Raw genomic sequence first — 20,180 nt, forward strand, 5'->3', positions numbered from 1 at the left:
CATAGGCTGAGTACATAGCCCTTACCAACAACTAGGAAACACGTCATGACTCAGCGGATCCTTCCCGCATTCCTGCTCGCCCTGGGCCTGGCCGCACTGGCAGGCTGCGCATCGCCATCGGTCATCACCCTCAACGATGGCCGTGAAATCCAGACCATCGACACACCGGCGTTCGATAACGACTCGGGCTTCTACGAATTCCAGCAGCTCGACGGCAACCGCGCCAAGGTCAACAAGGACCAGGTACGGACCATCCAGGAGCTGTAAGCACAGCCTGCGCGCAGGTGGACACTTCAACCGTTGAGTGTCCCCTGGCTGCAGGCTAAGAACCGAAAGTACTCATAGTGCGCCCTGTCGCCGGCAAAAAAATATCAGCCTAACCCCTTGTGCAACAAAACTTTTTCAGTAAAATGCGGATTATTCGGAGTGTAGCGCAGCTTGGTAGCGCGTCTCGTTCGGGACGAGAAGGTCGCAGGTTCGAATCCTGTCTCTCCGACCAATTCCCTTAAAAACCCGCCTATTCGGCGGGTTTTTTATTGCCTGCGATTTGTTCAAGACACCGCGCCGAACCCGGCAAGCGCAAATCCGGTGGCCGAGATGCCATCCGGGACGACGCAAAGCATGGGTCTGCCCCGATTGCACCCGGGAAACGCTGGCGGATTCGCAGGCTTAGTCAGGCGCGCGCCCAGAGAGTCAGTCACCGCACCGACCGTGGCCAGCACAGCCCACCCGGCTGGCACCCGAGCGATCGACGCGCCAACGCCACAACCTCTCAGCGCCACCAACCCAACCTACGCATTATCAGGCAAGGCTTTGAAAGGCGTGCAGTAGCGCCTTGCTCAGGTCCACGGTGGAAAACTTGGTGAGCACATCGTTGGCGCCTACCGAGCGGGCCTTTTCGGTGTTCATGGTGCTATCCAGCGAGGTGTGCAGCAGCACATAGGTCTGGCCGATATCACTGCGCTGACGAATTTCACGGACCAGGCTGTAGCCATCCATCTCCGGCATTTCGATATCCGAGACCAGGACTTCGATCGGCAGCCCGGCCTGATGCTGGGTGAGCAGCACGTCCAGCGCACTGGCGGCGCTTCTCACCGCCTGGCAATCCAGCTCGAGCTTGCGCAACGTGGCCAGCGTCTGCCGCAGGGCCACGTGGGAGTCGTCCACCACCAGGACACGACGACCGCGCAGCAGTTTGCGCTCGGCGTCCGTGAGCAACTGCTCATCGAGCTCCTCAGGCTGCTCGGGAGTGATTTCGTGGAGGACTTTCTCGATGTCGAGAATCTGCACGATGGCGCCATCGATCTGGGTCACACCCGTGATGAAGGCCCGCGCCCCGCTGCCGGCCGGTGGCGGACGCACATCGCGGGTGGAGCACTGGACGATGCGCTCGACACTTTGCACCTGCAACCCCTGGCGCGAACGACTCAGCTCGGTGACGATCAGGCAACCGTCCCGGCTGTCGGTTTCGCCACGCTCGCCAATTGCCCGCGCCAGGTCGACCACGATCAGGGACGCGCCGCGCAGGGTCGCCACCCCGCGCACATGAGGATGGCGATTGGGCAGCTTGGTCAATGCCGGACAAGGAATGATTTCCTGAACCTTCAACAGGTTAATGCCTAACAACCGGCCACTGTGCAAACGGAACAACAGCAGCGACAACGCATCCCCCAACACCGCACTCATCAATCACCCTCCGCGTCGAATTCAGCCCCCAACATGCTTAGAGCCTAACAGTTGAGGCTGACCCGGCCGACAAAAATTACCCGTTCAGCGAGCCGTGGCAAGCCGAACAGTGGCGCAATCGCCTTCACTCAAGCCAAACGAATCGATTATGTGCAGCCCGGATGCAATCCGGGGAAATTCGAGCACCGGCCAATTGCCCCGGCTTACCTGCGGACCACGCACGGAAAAACAGGCGTAACCAATACGAGTTGAACCATTATCGACCGGCCGCACAGGAACTGAACCCTCAGATGCGGTGAAATCGAGCGCCGTAGCGCAGCTGCACACCGGATGCTCGCGGCAAGGCGCCGGCGCTTGTCATAAGTCGGGCGTGCGCCGCAGCAGACAATCACCCCCTCTCAGCGCAAGAACGCTACAACCTGCTCGGACTCGAACGGCCAGTTGAGTTCGGCGCCGGTATCGCAGCGACGCAATACGGGGATGCGCAAGGCATAGCGTTCGACCCAGTCATCGCGTTCGACGATATCGATCAGTTCGACCAGCAAGCCATGTTCGACGAAAGGCATCAGCATCGCCTCGGCCACATCACATAAATGACAGCCAAGGGTGCCGAACAGTTGGCATTCAGGGAGCATCCACAGGCCTCCATACAGGGACTTGCAGTCTAGCACCGGGACTTGCAGGCTAGCACCGGGACTTGCAGTCTGGCACCGCGCCCTGCTGGCATCAGGTTGCGCCAGCATCAGAGCCCCGGCAGACCTTGCAGACCCTCGAGCAAGCGACTGTTAAGCAGCTCGGCCTTTTCCAGGCGTGCCCTGTCGAGACGTGGATCCAAAGCAAATCCACCCTTGAGCAGATCCTGCAGACTACCGCGACCATCCTCGAGCAGCTCATTGACGTTGCGCAACGCCTCGAACAGCCCCTTGGCATAATCAATCAGCGACGCATTAACCACACTGGCCGCCTGACCGCCCTGCTCGGCCACGGCGCTGTAGGCGTCGCTGGCCTGGCGCACGCTGCTCTGGGTCAGGCGCAGGGACATGGAGGCCAGCTGCTCGCCATCCATCTCCAGCGCCATGGCACGATCGAAAGCGCCCGTCAGGTCCCCGGCATAGAACTTGTCGGAAAGGTCCTGCACCTGAGCAAAAAGCTTGTCCAGGGCCGCACGCTCCTGTTCGTCCAACTCGCCTTCGACGTCGACCTGCCAAGCGCCTATGCGCACGCTGCCGGACTGACTGCTGGCGACCAGCGTCGCAGCACTGCCGCTGCCGGTGGCGGTAACCCCGGTTTGCGACCAGCTGGCCGAAGCCTGGGCGATGGAGATGCGCAGGCGATCGCCGGCGCGGGTGGTCACCGCCATTTCGAAGGTCTGCGCGACTGCGGCGAAGCGCTCACTGGAGGCCGCGATCCGGGTAGTGCCGGCGGCTTCCAATACGGACGGTGCGAAGCGTTGATCGAGCTCGCCCAGACCATCCTGGATGCGCTGGTAGGTATCGTCGATGTCCGCCGCCACCTTGCCTTGCAAGACGCCCATGCCATCGAGAATCTTGCGCGCCTCGGCAAAGCCTTTCTCCACCCCATCGCGCGCCTGGCTCATTAACCCTTGCAGCTTGGCCGGATCGGCGCCACCAGCCGCTTCGCTGTGCAGACGCTGCTCGATAAAGCCGAGCACCACCGAGGCAACCTTTTCCGGACTGAAAGAATCATGCTTGCCACTCAACCCACCCGGCTCCAGGCCGAGGCGCCCAGCCAGACGATTGGCCAGGGTCTGCTGCGCATCGGCGGCAATGCGCATGCCTGGCGGATTATGCGGCAGAGACGAACGTGAGGCAGGCGATGCGAGCGAGGCCAGCGAATTCATGACGAAGTACCAGGGCGGGATATCCACTCGGTTGACGGCCGCTCGCCGGCAAACTTGAGCGGGCGGCGGGTACCGGCCGACCAGCGGCGCGCAGGCCGCAAAACCCAAGCGTTCAGCCAATACCCAGCCCATGTAGAGCGCTGCCCCTGGGGCAACCCCAGCATGTCAGCGTCCTCGAACACCTGAACCAGCAGCCGATGCAGACCCGCTGGTCACACCCAAACCACTGATAAATAAAGCGTGCCGACTAAAGTCTAAAGGCCGGTCAAGCGCGCGCGTGGTTTATTCCGCAATGCCGTAACAGGTCGGTCACGAGCCGGTCCGCACACCATCATGGAGACAATAATAATGAGTAAGACGCGCCTCGCCCAAGCAGTGGCCTTCGCCACCCTGGGCGCCAGCCTCACCCTACCGTCCCTGGCTCACGCCGAGTTCATCAAAGACAGCAAAGCCGGCCTCGAACTGCGCAACTTCTACCTGAACCGCGATCTGCGCAATAGCACAGCGGCGCAGCAATCCAAACGTGAGGAGTGGGCACAGGGCTTTATCTTCAAAGCCGAGTCCGGCTTTACCGAAGGCACCGTCGGCTTCGGCCTGGACGCCTATGCCGGCCTGGGCCTGAAACTCGATTCGTCGGATGAGCGCGCTGGCACCAACCTGTTGCCCAATAGCTTTGGCAACGAAGGCCCGGACGAATATTCCGAGGCCACCGCGGCGCTCAAAGTGAAAATGTCGAAGACCGTGGCCAAGGTCGGTGGCCTGATGCCGAAATTGCCGATCGTTTCTTCCGGCGACTCGCGCTTGCTGCCCCAGGTCTTCAACGGCGGCATGATCAATTCCCAGGAAATAGATGGCCTGAGCCTCAACGGTGGCCAACTGCGCGAGGTGAACTTCCGCAACTCCACCGACAGCCAGGACATCATTGCCACCAACGTCGGCGGTCAGAGCGACCGCTACAACTTCGCTGGCGGCGACTACAAGTTCAACGGCGGCAATACCACGGTCGGCCTGTGGTACGGCGAACTTGAAGACATCTACGATCAGAAACTCTACAACCTGGTTCACATCCAGCCAATTGGCGACTGGAAGCTCGGCGCCAACCTGGCGTACTTCGACTCCCAGGACAATGGCAAGAAACTCGGCGGCACGCTCGATAACGACCTGACCTCGGTCAACCTCTGGGCCGGCCTGGGTGCGCACACCTTCCGCCTGGGTTATCAGGACGTCAGCGGCGAAAACGCCTTCCCCTTCCTCAACGAAACCGACCCTTACATCGTCAACTACCTGCAGATCCTCGACTTCACCCGCAAGGACGAGCAGTCCTGGCAGGCGCGCTACGACATCAACTTCGCCTCCTATGGCGTACCCGGCCTGGTCGCCTTCGTCCGTTATGTAACCGGTGAAGACTTCGCCGGTGCCGGCGGGCGCGATGGCAAGGAATGGGAGCGCGACCTGGATATCAGCTACACCGTGCAGGAAGGTCCCCTGAAAAACCTCGGCGTGCGCTGGCGCAATGCAATGGTCCGCAGCAATGCCGCGGCCACCGGCGGCGACCTCGACGAGAACCGCCTAATCGTCAGCTACAGCATCCCGCTGCTGTAAAGCCAGACGATCGGCATAGGGGACGGCCTTCGCAGGCCGTTCCCCTGCCACACCACCCGGCATGCGGGTCCGCACCGGGCGGTTCGAGAGATTGAGGTTAGGTCAGGCGGGGTAATCCCAGGCGGTCGAACCAAGCTATGTTCAGCACCCGATTCAGTTCCAGATAGCTGTTACGCCACCAGCGACGGGCGTTTCTCGCCACTGCCTGTGCCGTTCCTTCACTGGCACCCAGTGCTCGCAGTTCCCTGTAGGTCGTCGTGCCGCGCTTCCAGTGTTTGAGCTGGATCGCTCGCAGGCGATGACGCATCCATTCATCCAACTCGCGCCAGACTTTCGGGGTTTGCGACAGGCCAAAGTAGGCTTTCCAACCCAAGACGTAAGGCCGCAGGCCAGCGACGGTCTGCTGCAGGCTACGACCTCCCGAGCGGCGAGTGAGCCAGCGGATGCGCTGCTTGAACTGCTTACGCGCCTTGACCGCCACGGCGCGCTTGACTTCGCCACGGGAAGACCAGAAGGCATAACCCAGGAACTTGCGGCCATTGGCCCGCTCGCCCTGGTCGGCTTCGCCTTGTATCCGGTTCTTGTTCATCGGCTCGCGGCTTCGCTCCACGCTTCCTCCCCACACTCGGTCACCCTCATGCAGTTGCGCTTCACTTCGTTCGCTGTGGTCAACTCGCGGTGGGACTCTCACCCACAAGATTGCGCCCATGCTGGGCGCACCAAACAAGAAGCCCGCTCATTCGAGCGGGCTTTTTGCGTTCTGGGTCGCCTTGCTCAGTCTTCGCTGACCGAGCCGATCTTGTGGATCGACAAGTCGGCGCCGTTGAACTCGTCTTCCTGACTCAGGCGGATGCCGACCAGCGCCTTGAGCACGCCATACACCAGCAGGCCACCGAGCAACGCCACCAGCACGCCGAGCAGCGTGCCGGCCAGTTGGCTGCTCAGGCTGACGCCGCCCAGGCCGCCGAACGCCTGCTGACCGAAGATCCCGCAGGCGATGCCGCCCCACACGCCGCACAGGCCATGCAGCGGCCAGACGCCGAGCACGTCGTCGATCTTCCATTTGACCTGGGTCGCGGTGAACGCCCAGACGAACAGCGCTCCGGCGATGGCGCCGGTGACCAGGGCGCCTACCGGGTGCATCAGGTCGGAGCCGGCGCATACCGCCACCAGCCCGGCCAACGGGCCGTTGTGCAGAAAGCCCGGGTCATTGCGCCCGACCAGCAAGGCCGCCACGGTACCGCCGACCATCGCCATCAGGGTATTGACCGCCACCAGGCCGCTGACGCTGCCCAGGGTCTGCGCACTCATCACGTTGAAGCCGAACCAACCGATGATCAGGATCCACGAGCCCAGGGCGAGAAACGGAATATTCGACGGCGCGAAGGCCACCAGCTTGCCGTCGCGATAGCGCCCGTTACGCCGCCCCAGCAACAACACCGCGCCCAGGGCCAGCCAGCCGCCCATCGCATGCACCACCACCGAGCCGGCGAAGTCATGGAACGGCGCGCCGAACTGCGCCTCGAGCCAAGCCTGAACGCCGTAGTTGCCGTTCCAGATCACACCCTCGAAGAACGGGTAGACGAAGGCCACGATCAGGATGGTGGCGCACAGTTGCGGACCGAACCTGGCGCGCTCGGCGATGCCGCCGGAGATGATCGCCGGGATCGCTGCGGCGAAGGTCATCAGGAAGAAGAACTTGACCAGGGCATAGCCGTTGCCTTCGGTCAGCACGCTCGCCGGTTCGAGGAAAGTCACGCCATAGGCGATCCAATAGCCTATAAAGAAATAGGCCAGGGCCGACACGGCGAAGTCGGAGATGATCTTCGACAAGGCGTTGACCTGATTCTTCTGCCGCACCGTACCCACCTCGAGAAAGGCGAAGCCGGCGTGCATGGCCAGCACCATGACCGCACCAAGCAGGATAAACAGGGTATTGGAGCCGTGAATCAGGGTTTCCACAGCACTATTGATATCTTCCATCAGCGAAGAAAACTCCATGGTTAGAGAATTTGCACCAAAGAAGGTCGCTAATGACTACAGACGCACCATCTGGCAGCACATCGACCGACCTGCTTCATGTAATACAGCCATGCCGGGCACCGAAATGGCCCTACTTGAAACTGCACACAAGGTACTTAATCTTTATTTATTAGTGGCTTATCAATGCACCAGGGCGTCCAGGCCAACCCTTTCCAAGCCCCATAAAAGAGCACTCCGGCAAAGGCGCGCACCAGCACAATGCAAGCGTTGTACCAGCACTCGATCGATCAGCAGGCGAACCCGCCCGGCCCTATAAAAGAAGGAACCCAACTCCGGCACCACACTCGAACCTTCTACACTGAACAGAATCGCTCAAGGAGAAAGCCGATGCCCCGTAATAATGCAAACTCGACAAGCCAAGACGAACTGCTCAACGAATTTCAGGCACTGGTTACCGACACTGAAAAGCTGCTGCAGCATTCCGCCAGCCTGGTTGGCGAGCAAGCCGAAGAACTACGCGAACAGATCCGCGCCAGCCTCGGTCGCGCCCGTTCCACCTTGCACAACGCCGAAGACTCGCTGCGTGATCGCGGTAGGGCTGCAGTTCAGGCTACCGAGGGTTATGTACAGACCCATCCGTGGCAAACCCTGGGGGTGGCCGCCGCCATCGGCTTGCTGCTGGGCATGCTGATCACGCGGCGCTGATGAGAGAAGACATGGACGCCACAGCCTCCGCCACACCCAGCCGCGGCGGCGCGCCACGGCGCTTTGCCGCTGCCCTGCTGGGTTTATTACATGGCCATGTCGCGCTGTTTGGCGAAGAGCTCAAAGAACAGCAGGGCCACACGCTTCGCTTGCTGGTGCTGGCCAGCCTGAGCCTGGTGTTTGGCTTGCTCCTGGTGATTGGTCTGTCCGCCGCGCTGCTGATCAACTTCTGGGACAGCCATCGACTGACGGTGATCGTTCTCCTGTGCGCCGCTTATGGCCTGGGCCTGCTGATCTGCCTGCTGCGCTTGCTGACACTGCTGCGCAACGCCCCTCCACCATTCAGTGCCAGCCTCGAAGAACTGGCCCGCGACCGCGAGCAACTGCTGCCATGAGCCTGCCTGAACTACCCGCCAAGGCCTCGCGCAGCGAGTTGCGCAAAGCCATGCTGCGCCTGCGCCTGGAAATGCATCGCCAGGAACTGCGCCACGAAACCCTGGTGATGCTGCAACCGCTGCGGCAGGCGCAGTATCTTGGCAGCCATTGGCGTGAAGAGTTGAGCAAAAGTAACGCACCACTCTGGGTCGCCGGTGGCGCCCTGCTGCTGGCGACCCTGGGCGTACGCCGCGGCAACTGGCGACGCTGGCTGCGGATTGCCCTGATCGCCTTCCCGCTGCTCAGGCGCAACCCGCCGCGTGAGACCAAAGCCCCATAAGCGAGTGACCGGCACGCTAGGGCCTGGTTGAGCCATAACCCACTCACGGGTTACGGCGGCTTTGCCCGCTGAAACTTTTCGCCCGGTAACGGGGCACCAGCTAGTCTTGGGAGACCGAGCTGCAACCCTGGGGCGGTTCTCCATGCCTGTTCATGTCTCCCGCACGCTGGCGATTGCCCTGCTGCCGGCCCTGCTCGCAGGTCTGCCGAGCAACGCGGCGGAACCGACCTATAGCGCTATCGCAGCGATCCTGCAGAACCGTTGCGTACTCTGCCACAGCGGCCCGCAGGCACCGCTGGGCCTGTCGTTCGACAGCCTGGAGCAGCTGCTCGCGGGCAGTCAGCGCGGCCCCGTGGTGCGGCCGGGCGATCCCGCCGGCAGTGAACTGCTCAAGCGCCTCAAGGGTCTCAGCCTGCCGCGCATGCCGCTGAACGGCCCACCCTTTCTCAGTGCGGCGGAGATCGCCCTGTTCGAGCGCTGGATCGCCGTTGGCCTGCCGCCCGGGGCAGACTCTCCTGCGCAGAATACCGGGGCCAAGCGCCCGGCCACACCCTCGCCGCAACCCGGCGAAACGGTGAACTACAGCCATGTCGAGAGGATTCTCAACCAGCGCTGCGTCAAGTGTCATTCGGCATCCGGGATCATGGGAGCCGCGCCCGAGGGCTATCTGCTGTCGTCCTATGCCGCGACCCTGGCCTACGGCGAGCGCGCACGCGTGGTGCCAGGTTCGCCCGGGGCCAGCGAGCTGGTGCGGCGCATCCGTGGACAGGCACGGCCGCGCATGCCTTATGACGGCCCGCCCTTTCTCGATGAGAAGGAGATCGCCTTGATCGTCGCCTGGGTCGAGCAAGGCGCCCGCGATGCGCAGGACAAGCTGGCGCCCATGCCCAGCGGGGCGAAGCTGCGCCTGCACGGCACGCTAGACGGCAACTGGCGGCTGGACGGGCTGGCACTCAAGGTCAACGCCGCGACCCGCCTCGAGCATTCGCCCCAGGCCGGCGACTATGTGCAGGTACGCGGCCGCCTGCTGCATGACGGCAGCGTACTCGCCGAGCGGATCAGGCCACGCTGACGGCCCACGTCAGGGTGGCCCAGGCGCCTTATTTGCCGCGCCAGGCGTCGATACTGAAGGCGCCTGGGCCCTGCACGTAGAGCAGCAGAAAACCGCCGGCCATGGCGAAGTTCTTCATGAACAGGATCATCTGCATCTGTTCGTCGAAGTTGCGATGAAAGATCACCGCCGCCGCCACGCAGAACACGGCTAGCGCCAGCGCCGCCCAACGGGTGAGAAAACCGAAGATCAGCGCCAGGCCGCCGCCGACCTCCAGGACGATCACCAACGGCAGCAGCGCACCGGGTACGCCCATGCTTTCCATATAACCCTGCGTGCCGGCGTAGCCGGTGATCTTGCCGAAGCCGGCGAGCAGGAAAATATGCGCGAGAAACAACCGGGCGAGCAAGACGATTGCATTGTTCATACACCCACCTCTAAAGCGGAAACCGCTTCATTCAGTGAAGCGGAAACCGCTTCATCCAGCATCTGACATCGAGGCCACCGAACTGCGTTGGTGGTTCCATTCATAGAGTAGGGGTGCAACCGACTCCAAGATTCCCTGCGCACCCTGGTTTGACCTTAGCAACGCTATACCCGGCCCGCCAGCCGCACATGAATCGTGCCAATGCCCCAGGCGTTGCCCACCTGCCGCCGAGTTTGGACTTGCAGACAACCGCACGAACCCCGAAGCTAGGGGCCATCTGCCACTGAATGGCGAGGACCGGCCTTGGACTGGCAAGCACTGCTCAACCGCGAACGCCTCGGCAAGCCAACGCACAGCGCCGACGAACTGGGCCGCAGCCCGTTTCACAAAGACCATGACCGGATCATCTTCTCCGGCGCCTTTCGCCGCCTGGGGCGCAAGACCCAGGTGCACCCGGTGTCGAGCAACGACCATATCCACACACGCCTGACCCATTCGCTGGAAGTCAGCTGCGTCGGCCGCTCGCTGGGCATGCGCGTGGGCGAGATGATTCGCACGGAGCTGCCCGACTGGTGCGGGCCGAGCGACCTGGGCATGGTCGTGCAGTCGGCGTGCCTGGCCCATGACATCGGCAACCCGCCGTTCGGCCATTCCGGCGAGGATGCGATTCGTCACTGGTTCCAGCAGGCCGCCGGGCGTGGCTGGCTGGATGCCATGAGCGAGGCCGAGCGCAGCGACTTTCTCAGTTTCGAAGGCAACGCCCAGGGCTTTCGCGTGCTCACCCAACTGGAATACCACCAGTTCGACGGCGGCACACGGCTGACCTACGCGACCCTCGGCACCTACCTGAAATACCCCTGGACCGCGCGTCACGCCGAGGCGCTCGGCTACAAGAAACACAAGTTCGGCTGCTACCAGAGCGAACTGCCGCTGCTCGAGCAGATCGCCCACAAGCTCGGCCTGCCGCAACTGGAGGAACAGCGCTGGGCGCGCCACCCGCTGGTCTATCTGATGGAGGCGGCAGACGACATCTGCTACGGCCTGATCGACCTGGAAGACGGTCTGGAAATGGAGCTGCTCGATTACAGCGAAGTCGAGGCGCTGCTGCTCGACCTGGTCGGCGACGACCTGCCGGAAACCTACCGCCAGCTCGGCCCGCTGGACTCCAAGCGGCGCAAGCTGGCGATCCTGCGCGGCAAGGCCATCGAACACCTGACCAACGCCGCCGCCCACGCCTTCGTCGAGCAACAGGGCGCACTGCTGGCCGGTACCTTGCCGGGCGACCTGGTCGAGCACATGCACGGTCCAGCCAAGCACTGCGTGCAAAGCGCCAAGGCCATGGCGCGGGAGAAGATCTTCCAGGACAAGCGCAAGACCCTGCACGAGATCGGCGCCTACACCACCCTGGAAATACTCCTCAACGCCTTCTGTGGCGCCGCGCTGGAGCAGCATGGTGGGCGCACGCCATCATTCAAGAACCGGCGCATTCTCGACCTGCTCGGCAATAACGCGCCCGATCCGAACTGGCCGCTGTACAGATCCTTTCTGCGCATGATCGACTTTATCGCCGGCATGACCGACAGCTACGCTACTGAAATGGCCCGAGAAATGACGGGACGTTCAAGCCCGGTGTAATCCATGAAAAGCGTTGTGCAGAAAACCTTCAGCTGGCATGCCGGACCGCCGGCCTGGGGGCCAGCCATGGTCGCCGGCTTCGGCTGCGCCCTGCCCTTGCTGCTGGGCCTGTTCAGTGCCCACCCGGGGTTTCTCTGGGCCTCGGTCGGCGCCTTTCAGGCCGCCCAGGCCAACCCCCTGCACCGCCTGGGCATGCTGCGCATGTTGATGCTCATCGGCCTCGGCGCCTGCAGCGCCGGCCTGGGGTTCTGGGCGGCCAACGATCCGCTGATCAGCTTGGGCCTGTTCGGCACCTTCGGCTTCCTGCTCGCCTGGCTGCAACGCTTCGGTAGCGAGGCGGGCAAACTGGGCATCGGTTTGGCCGTCTGTCTGTGCCTGGGTCAAGGCCAGCAAGGTCTCGGCAATCTGAATAACCCCTTCGCCATCGCCATGCTGTTCATCCTCGGCGGTCTCTGGGTGATGCTCCTGGCGTTCGGCCTGCGCGGCATGCATGGCCTGCGCATGTGGCCGTACATGCCACGCTTCGTCAGCCTGCTCAAAGTGCTCAAACGCCACGCCAAGCGCCTGCCGCGGCAGCAGTGGCGCCTGCATGCACTGACTTGCACCCTGGCCTTCTCGCTTGCCGGCATGGTCGTCAACCTGGCCGGCCTGGAGCGCGGCTACTGGTTGACCCTGACCGTGGCGACCACCCTGCAGTTGGAATTCCAGGGCAGCCTGGTGCGCGCCCTGCAGTCGAGCCTGGCCAGCCTGGCTGCTGCCGGGTTATTGATTTTGCTCGGGCACAGCCTGCAGGATCCGCCGCTGATGGTCGCCACCTTGCTGCCCCTGATCGCCCTTAGCCGCGCGCTGCAAGCCAACCACTACGGTTTGTTCGTGCTGCAAACCAGCGTCTGCTTCGTGCTGCTCGCCGAGAGCCTCGCACAGGACTGGCACCTTGCCCAGGTGCGCTTGCTCAACGCCCTGTTCGGCGTGGTGCTGGCACTGGCCGTCGCCCTACTGGTGCATGGCCTGCGCCAGTTGCTGGGAAAACGAGCAAAACGCATTGCCACGCCTCACCAGACCCCTTGAATCGAGCCGACGCATATACGCACAGTCGCTCTAAGTAGAAATATTCTTATGAATAATCGCTTTTAGTCGGCAAGCCTGCAGCCCCTTCACTATGCTTGCTGGGTCCGCAGCGCACTTCACGGAGAGACGCGCTATGCCCAGTAGGCCCCGCGACCGTCGCTTTCCCCTGCACGTCCATATCAGCGTTCTATTCACCTTGCTGTTGTTGCTGACCGGCGTGGTGCTGGGGCTGTTCAACTACCGACAGAACTCCCAGATCATAGTTTCCAGCAGCGCCAAGCTGTTCGAGCGCATCCAGCAGGATGTGCAGAAGGACCTCCTCCACACCTACCAACCGATCCGCCACTTGCTCAGCCTGCTGGTGTTGGACAGCACCACCCAGGCGAACGATCTGCAGGGACGCCTGGCGCTGCTCGAACCCTTGGCTCAGGCTCTGCGCGACAATCCCAAACTGGCCTCGCTGTACCTCGGTTATGCCGACGGCGATTTCTTCATGGTGCGGCCGCTGCGCAGCGATGCCGTCAAGCAGCTGCTCGACGCCCCCGACGAGGCGGCCTATCAGGTCTGGTCGATCGAGCGCAGCGCAACCGCTGTCGAAGCCAATTACCTGTTCTTCGACGATTCGCTGAACCTGATCGAGCAACGTCGGCGCCCGCGGGAGGACTTCGATCCGCGCAGCCGCAGCTGGTACCAGAGCGCCCGCGCCGACAGCGGCCAGATCACCACCGCACCTTATGTGTTCTTCTCCACCCAGGAAGTCGGCACCACTCTGGCCAGGCGCGCAGGGCAGACCACGGTGCTGGCCGCCGACCTGACCCTGGCCGACCTCTCCGCAACCCTGGCCCAGCACCAGGTCACAGCCAACAGCGAAGTCATCCTGTTTGACGCCAGTGGCAACGCCGTGGCCTACCCCGACAGCACGCGCCTGGTGATGATGCATAACGGCGCACCACATCTGACTCCGGCACGCGACCTCAGCCCCGCACTCGCGGCCCTGCTCGCCGATGGCCTGGATGACCAGCGACAGGACGTGATGGAGCTGGGCAAGCAGCGCTGGGTAATATCGCGCAGCCAGCTGCAGGAAGGTGGACCGCAAGGCCTGCACCTGGCGCTCCTGGTGCCGGAAGACGAACTGCTGGCCGACGCCTACCGCATCCGCTGGCAAGGCGCGCTGGTCACCCTGACCACCCTGCTGCTGTGTCTGCCACTGGGCTGGCTGACCTCGCGCCTCGTGGCCAGGCCGCTCAAGGCGCTGGTGCTGGAGGCCGAGGCGATCCGTCGCTTCGACTTCGACTACCCCGCCAGCGGGCGCTCGCCGGTACTGGAAGTGGATCAACTGGCCGAGTCCATGGCGCGAATGAAGGAGACCATTTCCAGTTTCCTCGACATCGCCGCCAGCCTCTCCGCCGAAACCCGTTTCGATACCCTGCTCAAGCGCGTGCTGGAAGAAACCGTGGCCATCAGTGCGGCCCATGGCGGCCTGATCTACCTGATCGACGCCGACAACGGACGCCTGGAGCCTCATGGCCTGTTTCTCGGCGGCACCCAGCACAGCCTCGGCAAGCACGCCATACCCGGCTACGACAAGGTCACCGGCGAACTGCCCGCGTGGCTGCAACAACCGGCCAGCGGCGGCGCCAGCACGGTCAGCTCGATCGGCTTCGACCAGGCCGGCGACTACCGGAGTCTGCTGCAAACCCTCGACAGTCCGCGCGCACACCTGGTTTCCACCGGCCTGCACAACCGCCAGGGCGATACCCTCGGGGTGCTGGTGCTGTTGCACTGCGACCGAGGCGAGCCATCCGATCTGGCCATGCAGAGCCCAGAGCGCGTGGCATTCGTCGAGGCGGTTTCCGGCGTCGCTGCGCTGTGCATCGAAAGCCAGCGCCTGCTGGAACGACAGAAACAGCTGCTCAATGCCTTTATCCAACTTATTGCCGGCGCCATCGACGCCAAGAGCCCCTATACCGGCGGCCACTGCCAGCGCGTGCCGGAGATCACCCTGATGCTTGCCCGCGCAGCGGCGGACAGCGACGAAGCGGCCTTTCGCGACTATCGACCCAGCGCCGAGGAATGGGAGGCGTTGCATATCGCTGCCTGGCTGCACGATTGTGGCAAGGTCACCACCCCCGAATACGTGGTGGACAAGGCGACCAAGCTGGAGACGCTCTACGACCGCATCCATGAGGTGCGCATGCGTTTCGAAGTACTCAAGCGCGACGCCTGGATCGCCTACTGGCAAGGCTGTGCGCAGGCTGGCGATCTGGCGCAGTTGGCCGCCCTGCGCGATGAAATGCTAGCCACCCTGGACGAGGAGTTCGCCTTCGTCGCGCGCAGCAACCTGGGCGGCGAAACCATGGCTGACACGGATCTGGCGCGCCTGCAACAGATCGCCAAGCGCACCTGGACCCGTACCCTCGACGATCGCCTCGGCCTGTCCTGGGAAGAAGCCAAACGCCATGAACGGCGGCCAGCACCGAGCCTGCCAGTCGAGGAGCCGTTGCTGGCCGACAAGCCCGAGCATCTGATCGAGCGCCCTGCCGCGGAAATCATCCCGCCCGACAACCCCTGGGGCTTCAAGCTCGAGGTTCCCGAACACAAATTCAACCGTGGCGAGTTGTACAACCTGAGCATCGGCCGCGGCACCCTGACGGGCGAGGAACGCTACATCATCAACCACCACATCGTGCAGACCATCCGCATGCTCGAGCACCTGCCCTTCCCGCCCCACTTGCGCAACGTCGCGGAGATCGCCGGCGGTCATCACGAAAAAATGGATGGCAGCGGCTACCCGAAACGCCTGCGCCGCGAGCAAATGAGCCTGCCGGCACGCATGATGGCAATCGCCGATATTTTCGAGGCATTGACCGCGGTGGATCGGCCCTACAAGAAGGGCAAGCTGCTCTCGGAGTCGCTACACATCATGGCCGACATGTGCAAAAACGCGCACATCGACCCGCAACTGTTTGGCTTGTTCGTGCGTACAAAAATCTATCGGCACTACGCCGAACGCTTCATGCAAGCGCAGCAGATCGATGAGGTAGACGAGCACGCCGTGCTGACGAGAGCCGGGCTGGCTGGCTAGCAGGCAGGGCTGTGGAGATTACGAAGGGAGGTTGCAGCGAAACCGCGGGGGGGGGGGGTACAAGCGCAAAGCAACGGCCGGGCATGCAACATGCCCGGCCGGCAGACATCAGGCAGGCGTATTGATAGCGCTGTCCGGATACCAGACGTCCATCAGCGGGCTGACGGTAATGTCGACCAGCTCATCACGACCTTTCAACCAGGCTTCGACCTGGGCACGCTGCTCTTCGCTGACCGAGCCACGCTTGGCCAGACATACCAGACCATAGTCATCGCCACCGACATAACCAAGACCGTTGGCGGTCATGGCGTCACGCAGGAACTGCTCGAGGAAGGCGTCAATGGCCTCTTCGGCCAGATCGTCTTTGAAGTTCAGGTTCAGCTCAAAACCCAGCTCCTGGAATTCATCCACGCAGAGTTTTTTGCGCAGACGGCGGGAACGGTTAGTAGCCATGGAACAATCCTCAAAAGTGATAACGCGCGGCACTTTAGCAGCTTGCCGTACGAATTGCCCGCCTCTCTGCCAGCCAGGCGACAGACGCCGCGCAAATAAAGTCGCTGATTGCATCCCTACACCGGTCGCCGGGCGACGCAGGCATGACGTCCCTGATGCATAATGTGCGGCAATTCACAAAACCTCGACGGGATCAGCCGTACATGCCTCGCGCCAGCTCCACCTCTCGCCTGAAGGGTATCCGCCCATGATCAAGACCTTGCGCAATCTGGCCATTGCCGGTTTGCTCCTGCCGCTCGCCCTGCCCTTGCATGCCGCCGTCAACAGCAGCCTGCCGGTCAAGGTCCAGCAATCGCTGAAAGCCAGCAAGATCAGCAGCCAATCCTTGTCGGTGGTCACCCTGCCGCTTACCGGCCCGGGCACCAGCACCTTCTTCAATGCCGACGTGTCGGTCAATCCGGCCTCGACCATGAAGCTGGTGACCACCTTTGCCGCCCTGGAGCTGCTCGGCCCGACGCACCAGTGGAAAACCGAGTTCTACACCGACGGCCAGCTGCAAGACGGCGTGCTGCACGGCAATCTGTTTCTCAAAGGCGGCGGCGACCCCAAGCTGAACATGGAGCGGCTCTGGCTGCTACTGCGCGACCTGCGCACCAACGGCGTGCAGCAGATAAGCGGCGACCTGGTACTCGACCGCAGCCACTTCAACCAGCCCACGCTACCGACCTTCAACGATGACGGCGGCGACACCAACAAGCCTTATCTGGTCAGCCCCGACGCCTTGCTGGTCAACCTCAAGGCGCTGCGTTTCGTCGCGCGCAACGACGACGGCAAGGTGCACATCGCGGCCGAACCGCCGATTGCCGAGATTCGCATCGACAATCGGGTCAAGGCCTTGCCTGCCGGCAAATGCCCAGGCTGGCCGGATGTGCGCTACAACCCGGTGAAACAGTTCGATGGCACCACCGTGATCGTCAGCGGCAAGCTGGCAGAGGGTTGCAGCGCCCAGACCTACCTGTCCCTGCTCGACCATCCCGGCTATGCGGCCGGCACCGTGCGGGCCATCTGGCAGGAACTGGGCGGCAAGATCCTCGGCCAGGATCGCCTCGCCGACGTGCCGAAAAATGCCCGCCTGCTCGCTCGTGCCTTCTCCCCCGACCTGGTGGAGATCATCCGCGACATCAACAAATACAGTAACAACACCATGGCCCGTCAGCTGTTTCTGAGCCTCGGCGCGCAATTTCGCAACGAGAGCGACGGCGACGATGCCAAGGCCGCGCAGCGGGTGATCCGTGGTTGGCTGGCGCGCAAGGGTATCACCGCACCGCACCTGGTGATCGAGAATGGTTCCGGCCTGTCGCGTGACGAACGGGTCAGCGCGCGTGAATTGGCGCAACTGCTGCAGGCCGCCTGGAAAAGCCCCTATGCCGCCGAATTCATCAGTTCCATGCCGCTGGTGGCCATGGACGGCACCATGCGCAAGCGCCTGCAGCGCACAGCGCTTGTCGGCGAGGCGCATATCAAGACCGGCACCCTGAACAATGTCCGCGCCATCGCCGGTTACAGTCGCGACAGCAATGGCAACAGCTGGGCGGTGGTGGCGATTCTCAATGACCCGCGGCCTTGGGGCGCATCATCGATTCTCGACCAGATCCTGATCGATCTGTATCGCCAACCCAAACCCTGAACGCCTGTCCAGCATTCAGCCGCGCACGCCGCCTTCGCGCTCCCAGGCGCAGCGCACCCGCAAATCGCCGTCCTGGGGGCTGTGACAACCGTTGTCCGACTCCCAGCGAAAGGTGTGGGTGCCGCTCAGCTCGGTTTCCAGATGGACCACGGCACTGCTCCAATACAGGCGCTTGAGCAGCGTCTCGAACTGCTCGAGCCACAGGCTCCACTCATACTCCACTGCGCGGTAACTGGCGCCGAAGTGAATCACCTGGGTCTGGTACAGGCCTTCTCCGGGCTGTCGGCAAAAGGCGAACATCTCGCGCCCGAGAAATGGCCAGGCTTCGCCAGCCGGCAACTCGCCCAGCACCTGGTGGTTGACCTGACGGCGCAGACGACTCTGCGCCGGGCTGTCGGATGGCCAGTCGCGAATGCAGCCATAAACGATGGATTCGGGCTCCACGCGGGCACTCCAGCAAATCAAGGCTGCCTTCTATCACAGCGCCGCGCGGCAAGAAAGGAACTGCTGGGGAACTTGGTCATTTTGCCAATCATCAGCCCCCCATCAAGAGGAATGCCGCGGGCCGTTGCGCATGACCCAGGCCAGCGCCGTCATCAGCAGCGCCAGGCTGGTCAGCACCATGAACGGCAACTGATAGTGGCCGGCAAGATCGCGCGCCAGCCCGGTCAGCACCGGCGTCAGGCACGCCATGCAGTAGCCCATGCAGAGCATCATCGCGGTCCAGCGACTGACCGCCAGCGGCGAGCCCGCCTCGTACAACGGCAGCACCAGGGACAAGGCGAATGAGCCGCCGAGACCGAAGCCGATGGTGACCGCCCAGAATTCCGGCGCGAAGGTCGGCACCAAGGTGATCATCGCCAGGCTGACGGACGCCACCAGGCCGCAGGCGACCAACAAGGCATAGCGATTGAAACGCTGGGCCAACCAGGGCAGCAGGAACGCACTGGGCATGCCCATCAGCATCGAGATACTGAACAGCGCATTACTGTGCAGCAGGGTCAAGCCTGCCTCGTGGTAACGCGCCACCGCCCAGGTTGCCAGGGCATAGAACAGCCCGGCCTGAATCGCGAAAAAGCAGCTGATCATCCAGGCCCGCGGCTGCTTCCATGGCAAACCGCTGCCGGCTTCGGCGGCACCCGCAGACTCGGCCCGACTGGGCAGACACAACCACAACAGCAACCCCAACACCGCGGGCAAGGCCCAAACCGCCAGCCCCTGCGGCCAACTGTCGCCGAACAGTTGCGCGGCGGGCGCCGTCAGCACAGCACCAGCGGCGCCGCCAATAGCCATGCTCAGGGAATACCAGCCGACCACTGTGCCCATCTGCCCAGCGAAGTGGCGCTTGATAAAGCCAGACAGCAAGGGCCCGGCAATAGCAATGGCGGCACCGAGCAGCACCGCACTGGCAATCAGCACCACACTGGACTGAGCGGCCAGGCGCATCAGCAAGGCGGCGGATATCACCCCCATGCACAAGGCAACGGTACGCTCCAACCCCACCCGCAACGCCAAACGCGGCGCGAAAGGCGCCAGCAACCCCATGCACAGCACCGGCAAGGCCGTGGTCAGGCTGATCAGGCTCCGGCTCAATGCCAGCTCATCGGCAATCCGCTCGATCAGCGGCGCCAGAGAAGTAATGCCGGGGCGCAGATTGATCGCCGCCACCACCAGCGCCAGCAATAGCAGGGCTCTGGACGGCGCGTTCAATTCGAGGTTTCCACTAAAAAATCCAACATCCTGACAACTGCTCTACAGGGCTGGCAACCCTAGCGCCGGGGCGCCCCAAGAGCAAGCGCGACAACAGCAAAGTTGACCGAACGATCAATCGGCCAGGGCACAACCGGCATGCCGATCAACCCCGCACCAAGCGCTGCCGCGCACACGCTCAACGATCGTTGTGGCCAAGATCACGCGCCGGATCGATCAAGTCGCGCAAGCGCTGCTTGAGCACCTTGGCTTCGGGAAAACCACCGTCGGCCTTGCGTTCCCATATCTGCACGCCGTCACAGGTCACGCGAAACACCCCGCCGCTGCCAGGCTCCAGACTGACCTTGCCGAGATCATCGGCGAAGGTCGACAACAGCTCCTGAGCCAGCCAGGCAGCACGCAACAACCACTGGCACTGAGTGCAATAGGTGATGACCACTTCAACTTTGCCGCTGGACATACACAACTCTGCCTTCACGAAAAAACCATGATAGCCCCACCCGACAATCCGG

At 62.9% G+C, this 20,180-nt stretch carries 19 protein-coding genes, 1 tRNA gene and 1 pseudogene; 11 read left to right on the forward strand and 10 right to left on the reverse strand.

What is annotated here, in order from left to right; all coding sequences use genetic code 11:
* Positions 1–45 precede the first annotated feature (45 nt).
* Both BM315_RS02405 and BM315_RS02410 read left to right on the forward strand, forming a co-directional pair.
* Complete coding sequence (locus tag BM315_RS02405; RefSeq protein WP_090497426.1) at positions 46–267, forward strand: YgdI/YgdR family lipoprotein; 222 nt, start codon at positions 46–48, stop codon at positions 265–267.
* Between the two features lie 155 nt (positions 268–422).
* A tRNA-Pro gene (locus tag BM315_RS02410) sits at positions 423–499 on the forward strand.
* A gap of 302 nt (positions 500–801) precedes the next feature.
* On the opposite strand, the gene BM315_RS02415 is transcribed toward BM315_RS02410, so the two are convergent.
* From BM315_RS02415 to BM315_RS02425, 3 genes are all read right to left on the reverse strand, one after another.
* Entirely contained in the window at positions 802–1,686 is an 885-nt protein-coding gene (locus BM315_RS02415; protein WP_090497428.1) for a chemotaxis protein CheV, read from the reverse strand.
* A gap of 398 nt (positions 1,687–2,084) precedes the next feature.
* The gene (locus BM315_RS02420; protein WP_090497430.1) at positions 2,085–2,321 is read right to left on the reverse strand and encodes a glutaredoxin family protein; all 237 of its coding nucleotides are present in this window, start codon (positions 2,319–2,321) and stop codon (positions 2,085–2,087) included.
* 107 nt (positions 2,322–2,428) lie between these two features.
* Positions 2,429–3,481, reverse strand: coding sequence for a DUF5610 domain-containing protein (locus tag BM315_RS02425; RefSeq protein WP_342029867.1), 1,053 nt, complete (start codon positions 3,479–3,481; stop codon positions 2,429–2,431).
* A 414-nt stretch (positions 3,482–3,895) separates the two neighbouring features.
* Here BM315_RS02425 and BM315_RS02430 point away from each other — a divergent pair, with 414 nt between their 5' ends.
* A complete protein-coding gene (locus BM315_RS02430; protein WP_090497435.1) occupies positions 3,896–5,149 on the forward strand; it encodes an OprD family porin in 1,254 nt (417 codons plus the stop codon).
* Between the two features lie 97 nt (positions 5,150–5,246).
* Here BM315_RS02430 and BM315_RS02435 read toward each other — a convergent pair.
* Together BM315_RS02435 and BM315_RS02445 are read right to left on the reverse strand one after the other, a co-directional pair.
* Positions 5,247–5,693, reverse strand: a pseudogene (locus tag BM315_RS02435) (group II intron maturase-specific domain-containing protein); the annotation flags it as partial.
* A gap of 230 nt (positions 5,694–5,923) precedes the next feature.
* Positions 5,924–7,132, reverse strand: coding sequence for an ammonium transporter (locus tag BM315_RS02445; RefSeq protein WP_090497438.1), 1,209 nt, complete (start codon positions 7,130–7,132; stop codon positions 5,924–5,926).
* Positions 7,133–7,519: 387 nt separating this feature from the next.
* Here BM315_RS02445 and BM315_RS02450 point away from each other — a divergent pair, with 387 nt between their 5' ends.
* The 4 genes from BM315_RS02450 to BM315_RS02465 all read left to right on the forward strand — a co-directional run bounded on the left by BM315_RS02450 (position 7,520) and on the right by BM315_RS02465 (position 9,624).
* Positions 7,520–7,837, forward strand: a complete 318-nt coding sequence (locus BM315_RS02450) for an ElaB/YgaM/YqjD family protein (RefSeq protein ID WP_090497440.1) — start codon at positions 7,520–7,522, stop codon at positions 7,835–7,837.
* Positions 7,838–7,848: 11 nt separating this feature from the next.
* The gene (locus tag BM315_RS02455) at positions 7,849–8,232 is read left to right on the forward strand and encodes a phage holin family protein (RefSeq protein ID WP_090497441.1); all 384 of its coding nucleotides are present in this window, start codon (positions 7,849–7,851) and stop codon (positions 8,230–8,232) included.
* Entirely contained in the window at positions 8,229–8,552 is a 324-nt protein-coding gene (locus BM315_RS02460; protein WP_090497443.1) for a hypothetical protein, read from the forward strand. The genes BM315_RS02455 and BM315_RS02460 overlap by 4 nt, the downstream gene beginning before the upstream one ends.
* 142 nt (positions 8,553–8,694) lie before the next feature.
* Positions 8,695–9,624, forward strand: a complete 930-nt coding sequence (locus tag BM315_RS02465; RefSeq protein ID WP_090497445.1) for a c-type cytochrome domain-containing protein — start codon at positions 8,695–8,697, stop codon at positions 9,622–9,624.
* Positions 9,625–9,652: 28 nt separating this feature from the next.
* On the opposite strand, the gene BM315_RS02470 is transcribed toward BM315_RS02465, so the two are convergent.
* Positions 9,653–10,030: a DoxX family protein gene (locus tag BM315_RS02470; protein WP_090497447.1), complete on the reverse strand. Its 378-nt coding sequence runs from the start codon at positions 10,028–10,030 to the stop codon at positions 9,653–9,655.
* Positions 10,031–10,333: 303 nt separating this feature from the next.
* On the opposite strand from BM315_RS02470, the gene BM315_RS02475 reads away from it, so the two are divergent.
* The 3 genes from BM315_RS02475 to BM315_RS02485 all read left to right on the forward strand — a co-directional run bounded on the left by BM315_RS02475 (position 10,334) and on the right by BM315_RS02485 (position 15,818).
* Positions 10,334–11,665, forward strand: a complete 1,332-nt coding sequence (locus BM315_RS02475; RefSeq protein ID WP_090497449.1) for a deoxyguanosinetriphosphate triphosphohydrolase — start codon at positions 10,334–10,336, stop codon at positions 11,663–11,665.
* 3 nt (positions 11,666–11,668) lie between these two features.
* Positions 11,669–12,733 carry an FUSC family protein gene (locus BM315_RS02480; RefSeq protein WP_090497451.1) on the forward strand — a complete coding sequence of 355 codons (1,065 nt, stop codon included), beginning with the start codon at positions 11,669–11,671 and terminating at the stop codon, positions 12,731–12,733.
* Between the two features lie 133 nt (positions 12,734–12,866).
* On the forward strand, positions 12,867–15,818 hold the full coding sequence (locus BM315_RS02485; protein WP_090497453.1) for an HD domain-containing phosphohydrolase: 2,952 nt from the start codon (positions 12,867–12,869) through the stop codon (positions 15,816–15,818).
* Positions 15,819–15,926: 108 nt separating this feature from the next.
* Here BM315_RS02485 and BM315_RS02490 read toward each other — a convergent pair whose 3' ends face one another.
* Positions 15,927–16,271, reverse strand: a complete 345-nt coding sequence (locus BM315_RS02490) for a YggL family protein (protein WP_090497455.1) — start codon at positions 16,269–16,271, stop codon at positions 15,927–15,929.
* Between the two features lie 247 nt (positions 16,272–16,518).
* On the opposite strand from BM315_RS02490, the gene dacB reads away from it, so the two are divergent.
* Complete coding sequence (gene dacB, locus BM315_RS02495) at positions 16,519–17,958, forward strand: D-alanyl-D-alanine carboxypeptidase/D-alanyl-D-alanine endopeptidase (RefSeq protein ID WP_090497457.1); 1,440 nt, start codon at positions 16,519–16,521, stop codon at positions 17,956–17,958.
* 15 nt (positions 17,959–17,973) lie between these two features.
* Here dacB and BM315_RS02500 read toward each other — a convergent pair whose 3' ends face one another.
* The 3 genes from BM315_RS02500 to BM315_RS02510 form a co-directional block, all read right to left on the reverse strand.
* Entirely contained in the window at positions 17,974–18,402 is a 429-nt protein-coding gene (locus BM315_RS02500; protein ID WP_090497459.1) for a hypothetical protein, read from the reverse strand.
* A 102-nt stretch (positions 18,403–18,504) separates the two neighbouring features.
* Positions 18,505–19,668, reverse strand: a complete 1,164-nt coding sequence (locus BM315_RS02505) for an MFS transporter (RefSeq protein WP_170862143.1) — start codon at positions 19,666–19,668, stop codon at positions 18,505–18,507.
* A 178-nt stretch (positions 19,669–19,846) separates the two neighbouring features.
* On the reverse strand, positions 19,847–20,128 hold the full coding sequence (locus tag BM315_RS02510) for an Rdx family protein (RefSeq protein ID WP_090497461.1): 282 nt from the start codon (positions 20,126–20,128) through the stop codon (positions 19,847–19,849).
* Positions 20,129–20,180: the final 52 nt, after the last annotated feature.

The sequence above is a fragment of the Pseudomonas borbori genome (assembly GCF_900115555.1).
Classification (GTDB): domain Bacteria; phylum Pseudomonadota; class Gammaproteobacteria; order Pseudomonadales; family Pseudomonadaceae; genus Aquipseudomonas; species Aquipseudomonas borbori.